General features: G+C 61.6%; 11 protein-coding genes. 4 read left to right on the top strand and 7 right to left on the bottom strand.

All coding sequences use genetic code 11. The annotated features are described in order from the left end of the window. The first annotated feature begins 210 nt into the window (after positions 1–210). Together ACK59L_RS11805 and ACK59L_RS11800 are read left to right on the top strand one after the other, a co-directional pair. The gene (locus ACK59L_RS11805) at positions 211–1,107 is read left to right on the top strand and encodes a formate/nitrite transporter family protein (RefSeq protein ID WP_409273751.1); all 897 of its coding nucleotides are present in this window, start codon (positions 211–213) and stop codon (positions 1,105–1,107) included. Between the two features lie 238 nt (positions 1,108–1,345). Beyond that, the gene (locus ACK59L_RS11800) at positions 1,346–2,443 is read left to right on the top strand and encodes a diguanylate cyclase (protein ID WP_409273749.1); all 1,098 of its coding nucleotides are present in this window, start codon (positions 1,346–1,348) and stop codon (positions 2,441–2,443) included. Here ACK59L_RS11800 and ACK59L_RS11795 read toward each other — a convergent pair. The 5 genes from ACK59L_RS11795 to ACK59L_RS11775 form a co-directional block, all read right to left on the bottom strand. Further along, the gene (locus ACK59L_RS11795; protein WP_058606025.1) at positions 2,424–2,771 is read right to left on the bottom strand and encodes a DUF2025 family protein; all 348 of its coding nucleotides are present in this window, start codon (positions 2,769–2,771) and stop codon (positions 2,424–2,426) included. The two genes, ACK59L_RS11800 and ACK59L_RS11795, sit on opposite strands and share 20 nt — an antisense overlap. 169 nt (positions 2,772–2,940) lie before the next feature. Continuing rightward, positions 2,941–3,057 carry a cytochrome c oxidase subunit CcoM gene (ccoM, locus tag ACK59L_RS11790; RefSeq protein WP_329603047.1) on the bottom strand — a complete coding sequence of 39 codons (117 nt, stop codon included), beginning with the start codon at positions 3,055–3,057 and terminating at the stop codon, positions 2,941–2,943. Positions 3,058–3,192: 135 nt separating this feature from the next. Then, a complete protein-coding gene (locus tag ACK59L_RS11785) occupies positions 3,193–3,351 on the bottom strand; it encodes a hypothetical protein (protein ID WP_088523537.1) in 159 nt (52 codons plus the stop codon). A gap of 65 nt (positions 3,352–3,416) precedes the next feature. After that, positions 3,417–3,752: an aspartate-semialdehyde dehydrogenase gene (locus ACK59L_RS11780; RefSeq protein ID WP_409273746.1), complete on the bottom strand. Its 336-nt coding sequence runs from the start codon at positions 3,750–3,752 to the stop codon at positions 3,417–3,419. Between the two features lie 62 nt (positions 3,753–3,814). Then, positions 3,815–4,507, bottom strand: a complete 693-nt coding sequence (locus ACK59L_RS11775) for a M949_RS01915 family surface polysaccharide biosynthesis protein (protein ID WP_409273744.1) — start codon at positions 4,505–4,507, stop codon at positions 3,815–3,817. Positions 4,508–4,666: 159 nt separating this feature from the next. Here ACK59L_RS11775 and rapA point away from each other — a divergent pair, with 159 nt between their 5' ends. Then, the gene (gene rapA, locus ACK59L_RS11770; RefSeq protein ID WP_409273742.1) at positions 4,667–7,513 is read left to right on the top strand and encodes an RNA polymerase-associated protein RapA; all 2,847 of its coding nucleotides are present in this window, start codon (positions 4,667–4,669) and stop codon (positions 7,511–7,513) included. 112 nt (positions 7,514–7,625) lie between these two features. Here rapA and ACK59L_RS11765 read toward each other — a convergent pair whose 3' ends face one another. Then, positions 7,626–8,519, bottom strand: coding sequence for an NAD(P)-dependent oxidoreductase (locus ACK59L_RS11765; RefSeq protein WP_058637972.1), 894 nt, complete (start codon positions 8,517–8,519; stop codon positions 7,626–7,628). Positions 8,520–8,715: 196 nt separating this feature from the next. Next, on the bottom strand, positions 8,716–9,015 hold the full coding sequence (locus ACK59L_RS11760; RefSeq protein ID WP_409273739.1) for a DUF2288 domain-containing protein: 300 nt from the start codon (positions 9,013–9,015) through the stop codon (positions 8,716–8,718). Positions 9,016–9,369: 354 nt separating this feature from the next. On the opposite strand from ACK59L_RS11760, the gene ACK59L_RS11755 reads away from it, so the two are divergent. Beyond that, complete coding sequence (locus ACK59L_RS11755) at positions 9,370–10,485, top strand: branched-chain amino acid ABC transporter substrate-binding protein (RefSeq protein ID WP_058606031.1); 1,116 nt, start codon at positions 9,370–9,372, stop codon at positions 10,483–10,485. Positions 10,486–10,579 lie beyond the last annotated feature (94 nt).

The raw sequence follows: 10,579 nt of genomic DNA, 5'->3' as shown, positions 1-10,579 counted from the left end.
TTTGAAGCGCCTTACTCGAAGACTTGAAACTTCAACCGCTGACCGACTTCCCCGCTGCGTTACTCGCTGCGAGGTGGCGAATAATACGCGCTTTGAATCTTGAGTCAACCCTTTGATTTAAAAACTTTTGCACACGTACCGCCCCACTCCCCGCAACTTAATGAGGCTGAGGTGAATCTGTAGATAAACCCACCACGGAGCGTAGCGGTAATGAGCGAGGCGCAAAGCGAGAAAACCCCGGGCCTGTCTGCAGACGAACAACAGGAGGTCAGCTCCAACCAGCCGCCACGTGCGGCAGTGCTCCACGAAACCATCCGGTTGCAGGGCGACCAGGAACTGGAACGTACATTGGCTGCGCTCTGGTGGTCAGCCCTTGCCGCTGGTTTGTCCATGGGGCTGTCACTGATGGCCATGGGTCTTCTGTACTCGCGTCTGCCGGACGGCGAGAGCGCGCAGGTCATCGCCAGTATCGGCTACAGCGCCGGCTTCCTAGCCGTCATCATCGCACGGCAGCAGTTGTTCACCGAGAACACTCTGACCGCCGTCCTGCCGGTGATGACTACGCCAACGCTAGGCAACTTCGGTCGCCTGCTGCGTCTCTGGGGCGTGGTCCTGGCCGGCAACCTGGCCGGTACCTTGCTGGTGGCCTGGGTAATGCTCGAACTGCCCATCTTCGATACCAAGACAGACATCGCCTTCCTGGAGGTGGGGCGTAAGGTGATGGAAAACGACGTCAGCCAGATGTTTGCCAAAGGCATCGTGTCCGGCTGGATGATCGCCACCATGGTCTGGATGATCCCCTCCATGGAGCATGCCAAGATCTGGATCATCCTGGTCATCACCTACCTCATGGCATTGGGCGACTTCACCCACATCGTGGTGGGGTCGGTAGAGGTTTCGTATCTGGTCTGGGCAGGTGAAGAGACCTGGAGCAACTTCCTGCTGCACTTTGCCCTGCCTACGCTGGCCGGCAACATCATCGGCGGCAGTTTCATCTTTGGCCTGATCAGCCATGCCCAAGTGCGCAGCGACAGCGGCAAGTCGCCCTCGCAGTTACTCAAAGATGAACAGCCCCCGCGAAAACGCCAAGACGATCAGCAAAAGTGAAACATAGCCTTACGGCGTGCGGGTAACATCTCCTCTTCTTCTATAAGGAAGCTGGGCAAAGGCGTGCCGACAACGCTGCCCAGCTTTCCCGTCTTCTTTCAGATCCCAGTCAGGCATACTCGCCTCCACTGCTCGCATCACCCGTGATTTGGCTTGCAAGGCCATGTCTCGCGCGCCGCCCATGGCCCAGAATACTCGCGCACGTTAAGCGATAAGCGCCCCGATAGAGATCACACCCATGGACACACGCACCGGCAAAGGCCTTTCGTTTGCCAAACGGATTTATCTGCCCCGGGTACTGGGCAAAGGTGTGGGGCTTTTCGCGGTAATGGCCGCAGTGGAACCCTTGTCTCCCCCAGCCTGGGTCTGGGCATTCATGCTGTTCAACGGCTTGCTGTGGCCACATTTGGCCTATCTGTGGGCGGCCCGGTCCAAAGCCCCCTACCAGGCCGAGCAACGCAACTTTTTCCTTGATTCGCTAATGGGTGGGTTCTGGGCCGGTGCCATGCAGTTCAATCCGCTGCCGACGGTTACCGTTCTATCGATGATCACCATGAACAACGTCGCAGCCGGCGGCAAGGCCTTGGCTATTCGCGCAGGCATGGCGCAAGTGGCAGGCATGCTTACGGCTTGCGCCTTGCTGGGGGCGGGATTTCAACCCGACGCCACCGCCTTTCAGGTCTATGCCTGCCTGCCGATGCTGACGTTGTACCCGGCGGCGCTAGGGTGGGTTTGCTATCGACTGGCGATCAAGCTGGCCGAGCACAAACGCCGACTCAACACCCTCAGCTTGACCGATAGCCTAACCGGGCTGCTCAACCACGGCGCCTGGAAAGACCTTCTGGCGAGGCGTTTTCACGGGTGCAGGAAGCAGCGCGGTGAAGCGGTAGTTGCCCTGATCGACATCGATCATTTCAAGACCATCAACGACACCTTCGGCCATGTAGTGGGCGATCAGGTGCTGCGCCAGGTGAGCATCGAGTTGCTCGGCGCCCTGCGCGAGGGCGACAAGGCCGGTCGCTACGGGGGTGACGAGTTTTGCGTGATACTGCCGAGCACCACTGAAGCCCAGGCCTGCCAGGCCATGGAGCGCCTGCGCGAGCGTGTGGCGGCCTACCGCGACCCGCAGACGCCGCACCTGCGCATCAGCTTGAGCATTGGCCTGTGCCCGTTCGACCCCTCGCTGGAGACGCCGGACGGCTGGTTACGCCAGGCGGACACCGCTTTATATGTAGCCAAGCGCAACGGTCGGGATCGCGTCATGGCCACTCATCGAGCCGATACCAGCGTGACGCCTCCTGCCGAGCCCCCCGCCTTCATATCGCTGGCGCGATGACACCTGCCGGGTGCAAGCGCCGCTCGGCCACAATCTCCGGCAGGTCGTGCCGACGAAGGTAGGCCCTGAGCGGCTCACTCACATTCAGCCGCTCATCCATGCGTTGCTCCAGCAACAGGCCCAGCCGCTCGCGACACAAGGCCATGCGATGCCCCTGTTCAGGTCGCCATACGAACTCGTTGCACGGCATGATGCTGTCGTCGGCGATATCCATGCCAAAGGCATCCTCGGAGAAACGCACGATATAGAGGCCGCGTTTACCGTGAAAGCCGACGAAGCCCTTGAGCTGTTCGGCTGCATTGCAGATATCCTGGGATGTAATGGTCATGCCCCACCTCACGATGAATGGAACGCGCTGCGCAGCCATCAAACCGAAATGCTTGCCGCTGCCAGCCACACCCGCGCGTAATGGCCCACGTCGCCGAAACAAATGCCAGGCAAAAAAATGGGCGACCGAAGTCGCCCTAAATGCCTTGCGTGCTCGTGAATCGAGAAGGTCAAGGGCGCTTGCGCTTGCTCGAGTCCTTCCAGATGAAAATGCCTAGACCGGCGAAGAAAGCCATCATCAACCCCACCGTTACCACCCCTGCGATAACCACGTTGTCGAAGAACATGCCGACCTCTCCATTTGTTTGCCGTTGTCCGATGGGAGAACAGTAACCAATGTCGGGCGGGAGGAAATTGACCAGGGTCAATGACGCCCGGGGACGGGCGCGTGGGGCGGGTGCAGGGTTGACCTGCGTCAAGCATCAGCGTTTCTTGGGCTTGCGCTTGGACTTCTTCTTGGCAGCATTCAAGGGCAGTGCCTGCTCGAAGGCATCGCGCATTTCATTCAGGCGCTTTTCCTTGATGTCATGCACGCGGCGTGCACGTTCGGCATCGAAATCAATGAGATTGTCTTGGCTCATACTGGGCTCTACACGCTACGGATACTGCATGATGGGGCCAGAACCAGACGCTTGCCAGTCCCATTTCATACTTCGATGTCCACCAGCAGCCCCTGGCGCACGGGCTCACCCATCAAGGGCACCACTGGCACGGTATTGTCGGCGTTGACCTCATGGCCCGGCAACGCGTCGAATCGCTCATCGTTATCTTTGCCTTTACCCTGGCGTTGCTGCTGTCGGCGCTGCTCCTCGCGCAGCAGCAACTGCTGGTCCTGCGGGTCACGCTGGCGCTTGAGGTCGATTGCACTTTCACCGGACGCAGGCTGCGCCGGCACTACCGGCTTTATATCCGGGGTCGGTTTGACCGGGTCCTGCTGCGAGGTGACCGGGGCAGCGCTGAGCGGAATGATCGGTGGCAGCATGGCGGTTCTCCTGTACCCCTGTATCGGCAGCCCTGCTGCTGCCTTGAAGTCATGGACAACATTTAGCCCGGTTCGTCCGCCGCCTCATCCTGGTCCTGCAAGGCGGTTTCGCTCCAGGGACGCTGGTAGATCTGCTGCCACACTGCATCCATATGGGCCCGAACCCAGGCCGGGGCGGCCTTGAGCGAGGCACTGTCCTGGCGCTCGCCGCCGATCGGGTCTTCGCCTGCCGGGGTGATCAGCGACTGGCCCGTGATGCTGTAGACCGTTTGCCCGTCCCGCATCTCGATGGCGATGTCATGGGGCTCGACACCTCCTCCGCAGAACGCATGGCTGGCCACCGTCACCTCGGCCGCACCGTTCTGGTCGAGGTCGGCAACGCCGCTGACATCGGTGTAGAAATCCACATCCAAGTCCAAACCCGGACACGTGGTTTGCTGATCGATCTGCCAGCGCGCCAGGAAGGCTTTCTGCGCTTTGCTTCGGCCGTACAAGGTGGCCTTGAGCACGACCTTGTCCACTTCCTGCTCACTTTCAGGATCGCTGGCCTGGCCATCGACACGGCTCAAGACCAACAGCCCTTCGCCGTCCCTGTCCCGGTAGTGCACACTCTTGAGCGGTGCCTGTACGCCCAGCCCCTCCAGTTGCTCCATGGGGATAGGCGGCAACATTTCGAAGGTCTTCGGCTTGCATCCTGCCAGGAGCAGGCCGCCGACCGTGAGGCTCAAGACAACGCAAAGAGGCTTGGCAGGCATGGGATGCAGAACCCTCGTCGGCACGGCAGGAAGCGACGAAACGGCTAGACTGATGCACCGGCCGAGACCGTTCGGCACCCTCAGGTGCACTCGGCACTTTGGTCTGCCCGGCCGATCCGTTAACATAATCGGCTTTTTCATCGCGGGAGTGCAGGCAGTATGGCGCAGCAGTATCAACCGGGGCAACGCTGGATCAGCGACAGCGAGGCAGAGCTCGGCCTGGGTACCATCCTGGCGCAGGATGGCCGCCTCCTGACCGTCCTCTACCCGGCCACTGGCGATACCCGCCAATATTCCCTGCGCAATGCGCCGCTGACACGCGTGCGCTTCTCGCCAGGTGACCAGATCACTCACTTCGAAGGTTGGAAGTTGACCGTGCGGGAAGTCGAGGACATCGACGGCCTAATGGTCTATCACGGGCTCGACGGGCAGAATCAGCCCCGCACGATGCCGGAGACCCAGCTGTCGAACTTCATCCAGTTCCGCCTGGCCAGCGACCGCCTGTTCGCCGGCCAGATCGACCCGCTGTCCTGGTTCAGCCTGCGCTATAACACCCTGCAGCATACCAGCAGGCAGATGCAGTCCACGCTGTGGGGCCTGGGCGGCTGCCGTGCCCAGCCCATCGCCCACCAGTTGCACATCGCCCGCGAAGTGGCCGACCGCAGCGCACCTCGCGTACTGCTCGCCGACGAAGTGGGCCTGGGCAAGACCATCGAGGCAGGCCTGGTGATTCATCGCCAACTGCTGACCGGCCGCGCCAGCCGGGTGCTGATCCTGGTGCCCGAGAACCTCCAGCATCAATGGCTGGTGGAGATGCGCCGGCGTTTCAACCTGCAGGTCGCCCTGTTCGATGCCGAACGGTTCATTGAAAGTGATGCCAGCAACCCCTTCGAGGACGCCCAGCTCGCGCTGGTCGCGCTGGAGTGGCTGGTCGACGACGAGAAAGCCCAGGATGCGCTGTTCGCGGCGGGCTGGGACCTGATGGTGGTCGATGAGGCGCACCACCTGGTCTGGCACGAGGAACACGCCAGCGCCGAATATGCACTGGTCGAACAGCTGGCCCAGGTCATTCCCGGCGTGCTGCTGCTCACTGCAACCCCTGAACAATTGGGCCAGGACAGCCATTTCGCACGTCTGCGCCTGCTCGACCCCAACCGCTTCCATGACCTGGCGGCCTTCCGCGCCGAAAGCGAGCATTACCGCCCGGTGGCCGAGGCGGTGCAAGAGCTGCTGGACGAGGGACGCTTGTCGCCAAAGGCCCACGCCACCATCCAGGGTTTCCTCGGGGCCGAGGGCGACGCACTGCTCGCGGCGGTCAACGACGGGGACAGCCAGGCCAGCGCCCGACTGATCCGCGAACTGCTCGATCGCCATGGCACCGGACGCGTGCTGTTCCGCAACACCCGCGCCGCCATCCAGGGGTTCCCTGAGCGGCAGTTGCACCCTCACCCACTGCCCAACCCAGAGCAGTACGCCAGCTTGCCCGAGGGCGAACACGCCGAGCTTTACCCTGAGGTGGCGTTCCAGTCCCAGGCGGACCAGGCGCAGGAAGAGCGCTGGTGGCGCTTCGACCCGCGGGTCGACTGGCTGATCGACACCTTGAAAATGCTCAAGCGCACCAAGGTGCTGGTCATTTGCGCCCATGCCGAGACCGCCATGGACCTGGAAGACGCCCTGCGCGTGCGTTCCGGGATTCCGGCTTCGGTCTTCCACGAGGGCATGAGCATCCTGGAGCGCGACCGCGCGGCGGCCTACTTCGCCGATGAAGAATTCGGCGCCCAGGTGCTGATCTGCTCGGAAATCGGCAGCGAGGGGCGCAACTTCCAGTTCGCTCATCACCTGGTGATGTTCGACTTGCCTGCCCACCCCGACCTGCTCGAACAACGTATCGGCCGTCTGGACCGTATCGGCCAGAAGCACACCATCGAGTTGCACGTGCCGTACCTGCAAGGCACGCCGCAAGCGCACCTGTTCCAGTGGTACCACGAAGGGCTCAACGCCTTCCTCAACACCTGCCCCACCGGTAACGCCCTGCAGCATCAGTTCGGCCCCCGCCTGCTGGCACTGCTCGACAGTGATGACAGCAAGGCCTGGGACAGCCTGGTCAACGAAGCGCGAAGCGAACGTGAGCGGCTCGAAGCCGAGCTGCATACCGGCCGTGACCGCTTGCTCGAACTCAATTCCGGTGGTGCCGGCGAAGGTGAAGCGCTGGTGGAGGCCATCCTCGAGCAGGACGATCAGTTCGCCCTGCCGATCTACATGGAAACCCTGTTCGATGCGTTCGGTATCGACAGTGAAGACCATTCGGAAAACGCGCTGATCCTGAAGCCCAGCGAGAAGATGCTCGACGCCAGCTTCCCCTTGGGCGATGACGAAGGTGTGACCATCACCTATGACCGCGGCCAGGCGCTGTCGCGTGAAGACATGCAGTTCCTGACCTGGGAGCACCCGATGGTGCAAGGCGGCATGGACCTGGTGCTGTCCGGCTCGATGGGCAATACCGCTGTGGCGCTGATCAAGAACAAGGCGCTCAAGCCTGGGACTGTGCTGCTCGAGTTGCTGTTCGTCAGCGAGGTGGTCGCGCCGCGCAGCTTGCAACTGGGCCGGTACCTGCCGCCAGCCGCCCTGCGCTGCCTGCTTGATGCCAACGGCAATGACCTGGCGTCGCGGGTCGCATTCGAGACCCTGAACGATCAGCTCGAAAGCGTACCCCGTGCCAGTGCCAACAAGTTCGTCCAGGCTCAGCGCGACGTGCTTGCAAAGCGTATCGGCAGCGGCGAAGAAAAGATCGTCCCGCTACATGAGCAACGGGTGGCCGAAGCCCAACGACGCCTGGCCGCCGAGGCCGACGAAGAGCTCGCCCGCCTGGTGGCACTGCAAGCGGTCAACCCAAGCGTGAGGGACAGTGAAATCGACGCGTTGCGCAAGCAGCGCGAAGAAGGCCTGGCCATGTTGGCCAAAGCAGCGCTGCGCCTTGAAGCGATCCGCGTGCTGGTCGCAGGCTGACCGCAGTGGGCCCGCCTGACCTGCAGCGGCCTTACCCGTCCTGGGATGAGGCCGCTGCAGGTCAGACCGTCCCAACCTCGCGCGGTTTCCCTACCGCGCGCTTGGTCAGCACCTAGTCCTGGCGTTTGATGCGATACTGCTCGACCAAGGTCGAAGGGTCCTGGTCCAGGTAACCCTGACTGCCGTGCAAGCGCATCAATTGGGCAGCCAGACCCGTCAGCGGCGTCGCCGCGCCCTGTTCGCGTGAAAACTTCACAGCACCATCCAGGTCCTTGAGCAGCGTTCGCACATGCCACTTGATGGGAGCGAAACGGCTTTCTGCCATCTGCGGGGCCAATATCTGCAAAGGCTTGGAATCGGCAAATCCGCCTGCCAGGGCCTGGGCGATCAACCCGGCGTCCACCCCGGAACGCTCGGCCAGCGCGATGACCTCGGCAATGACCAGGGCGTTGCACGCCACGATCATCTGGTTGCAGGCCTTGGTCACCTGGCCCGCGCCAACGCCCCCCATGTGCGTCACCCGCTGACCAAGCACCTCCAGCACTGGGCGAGCACGCGCCAGGTCAGCCTCCTCCCCGCCCACCATGATGGCCAGGGTACCTGCCTGCGCGCCCGCCGTGCCGCCGGACACCGGGGCATCCAGCCAGGCCATCCCACACAAGGCGCCCAGTTGGGCTGCCATTTCCCGGGTAGCGCCAGGCTCCAGGCTGGAAAAATCCACCAGTAGCTGGCCCTGCCGCCCGCCTGCAGCAACGCCCTGATCGCCAAATACCACCTCGCGCACCACGGCGGTATCGGCCAGGCATAGCAATACCATGTCCACCTGCCGTGCAAGCTCGGCGGGGCTTGCGGCCAGTCGTGCGCCTGCGGCAACCAGCGCCTGGCATTTTTCCGGGCTGCGGTTCCATACCCACAGCCGATAGCCGGCCGCCAGCAAGCGCTTGCACATTGGCAGGCCCATCAGACCGACACCAGCGAAGCCAAGCGAAGGTAATGCGTTGCTCATCAGGTACTCCTGGCTGAAAAAGGGGCTGGGGGCAACGCCGCGCTGCGTGACTGCGGTGATGACCACCTTTACGCATGCCGTAAACTGTTACCGCCACGCCGAATTGTTACTTACCTCTACCTCAATTGAGCAATCACGAGCACCCAAAAGAGGCGCCTGCGCGTTTTCGCGCACCAAAAAAGCACAAGGCTGCTATTCACTGCCTGACTTGAATGACGATGAACGGCGACACGACCACCGCCCATATCTCTGGATCGCGGGTTTGCAGTTCACTGGCCTGTTCTGCCGTCACTGGGCCGACAGTGCCATCAGTGCGCCACTTCTCGAAGATATCACTGCGGTTTTCGGCCATTGCCGTGGCCACGGTGATCAGATCCAGGGCGGGATCGACCCAAATCAGGTCACCTTTTGCCCAGAACCTTTCCAGGGCTTTCCACTCGATGGTGGCGGTCTCTCCGAGCAATTTGGCATAGAGGGTGCTTGTTCGATCAGTCATGGGAATATCCGCTGGAAATCTGGCTTTGAAAGGGCCGGCATTTTTGCAGAAAAACCTGGTTTCAAATATGCAAATGGCTGGCGGGCCACGTCTTTTCGAGGTGCGACTGCCAATATAGGCCATCTGATGGCGCCTTTTTGTACTTTAGTGTCAAGCAAGCGACAACCGTGAAACCAGGCGCTTTTTGCCCGCTTTTCAAGCGCGCAGACAGCGCTCTACACTGTACCGGTACAGTTCCGGGACATGTTCCGGGGAAGGTGGGCTTGCGCGTTGGCATGACCACGCCGCAACCCGCCTGGTCTGTAGCCCTGGCCGCCAGGACTATAAGAATTACAACAGAATGAGTGGAGCACTATGATCAAGATTTCCAAGCTGTTCGCTGCAATGGTTCTGGCCGGGGTAGCCAGCCATTCGTTTGCCGCCGACACCATCAAGATCGGGATCGCCGGGCCCAAGACCGGCCCCGTGACCCAGTATGGCGACATGCAGTTCATCGGTGCCAAGCAAGCCATCAAGGACATCAACGCCGCAGGCGGTGTCGATGGCAAGATGCTCGAAGCCAAGGAATACGACGACGCCTGCGACCCTAAACAGGCCGTGGCCGTCGCCAACAAAGTGGTCAACGACGGCGTCAAGTTCGTCATCGGCCACCTGTGCTCCAGCTCCACCCAGCCAGCGTCCGACATCTACGAAGACGAAGGCGTGATCATGATCACCCCGGCGGCAACGTCCCCGGAAATCACCTCCCGCGGCTACAAGCTGATCTTCCGCACCATCGGCCTGGACAGCGCCCAAGGCCCTGCCGCCGGCAACTACATTGCCGACCACGTCAAGCCCAAGGTGGTCGCGGTACTGCACGACAAACAGCAGTATGGTGAAGGCATCGCCACGGCCGTCAAGCAGACCCTGGAGCAAAAAGGCACCAAGGTTGCCGTGTTCGAAGGCCTCAACGCCGGCGACAAGGACTTCTCGTCCATCATCCAGAAGCTCAAGCAGAACAACGTCGATTTCGTGTACTACGGCGGCTACCACCCAGAGCTGGGCCTGATCCTGCGTCAAGCGCAGGAAAAAGGCCTGAAAGCCAAGTTCATGGGCCCGGAAGGCGTGGGTAACGACTCCATTTCGCAAATCGCCCAGAATGCCTCCGAAGGCCTGCTGGTCACCCTGCCCAAGTCGTTCGATGCCGACCCTGAGAACAAGAAGATCGTCGACGCGATCAAGGCTGACGGCAAGGACCCGAGCGGCCCGTTCGTCTTCCCTGCCTACTCGGCCGTCGAGCTGATCGCCCAAGGCATCAAAGCCGCGAAATCCGAGGACACCGACAAGGTGGCCGAGGCCATCCACAGTGGCTCGTTCAAGACCCCTACCGGCACCCTGACCTATGACGACAAGGGTGACCTCAAAGACTTCAAGTTCGTGGTTTACGAATGGCACTTCGGCAAACCGAAGACTGAAGTCTCCCCTCAGTAACAAGCGTGACTAATAGCTGACCGAGAAGCCCACTGTGCGAGCAGTGGGCTTTGTTTTACGAGGTTCATGGGCCCGCCCCCGCGATCCGGGGACT

This window comes from Pseudomonas sp. KCJK9111, from assembly GCF_046231935.1.
Classification (GTDB): domain Bacteria; phylum Pseudomonadota; class Gammaproteobacteria; order Pseudomonadales; family Pseudomonadaceae; genus Aquipseudomonas; species Aquipseudomonas parafulva_B.
The sequence above is the reverse complement of the archived record's forward strand: the minus strand, read 5'-3'. Positions and strand labels throughout refer to the sequence as shown.

Excerpts from the sequence above, each read along its gene's own strand:
- ACK59L_RS11805 (WP_409273751.1), top strand. The coding sequence starts at position 211 with ATGAGCGAGGCGCAAAGCGAGAAAACCCCGGGCCTGTCTGCAGACGAA.
- ACK59L_RS11800 (WP_409273749.1), top strand. The coding sequence starts at position 1,346 with ATGGACACACGCACCGGCAAAGGCCTTTCGTTTGCCAAACGGATTTAT.
- ACK59L_RS11795 (WP_058606025.1), bottom strand. The coding sequence starts at position 2,771 with ATGACCATTACATCCCAGGATATCTGCAATGCAGCCGAACAGCTCAAG.
- ccoM (WP_329603047.1), bottom strand. The coding sequence starts at position 3,057 with ATGTTCTTCGACAACGTGGTTATCGCAGGGGTGGTAACGGTGGGGTTG.
- ACK59L_RS11785 (WP_088523537.1), bottom strand. The coding sequence starts at position 3,351 with ATGAGCCAAGACAATCTCATTGATTTCGATGCCGAACGTGCACGCCGC.
- ACK59L_RS11780 (WP_409273746.1), bottom strand. The coding sequence starts at position 3,752 with ATGCTGCCACCGATCATTCCGCTCAGCGCTGCCCCGGTCACCTCGCAG.
- ACK59L_RS11775 (WP_409273744.1), bottom strand. The coding sequence starts at position 4,507 with ATGCCTGCCAAGCCTCTTTGCGTTGTCTTGAGCCTCACGGTCGGCGGC.
- rapA (WP_409273742.1), top strand. The coding sequence starts at position 4,667 with ATGGCGCAGCAGTATCAACCGGGGCAACGCTGGATCAGCGACAGCGAG.
- ACK59L_RS11765 (WP_058637972.1), bottom strand. The coding sequence starts at position 8,519 with ATGAGCAACGCATTACCTTCGCTTGGCTTCGCTGGTGTCGGTCTGATG.
- ACK59L_RS11760 (WP_409273739.1), bottom strand. The coding sequence starts at position 9,015 with ATGACTGATCGAACAAGCACCCTCTATGCCAAATTGCTCGGAGAGACC.
- ACK59L_RS11755 (WP_058606031.1), top strand. The coding sequence starts at position 9,370 with ATGATCAAGATTTCCAAGCTGTTCGCTGCAATGGTTCTGGCCGGGGTA.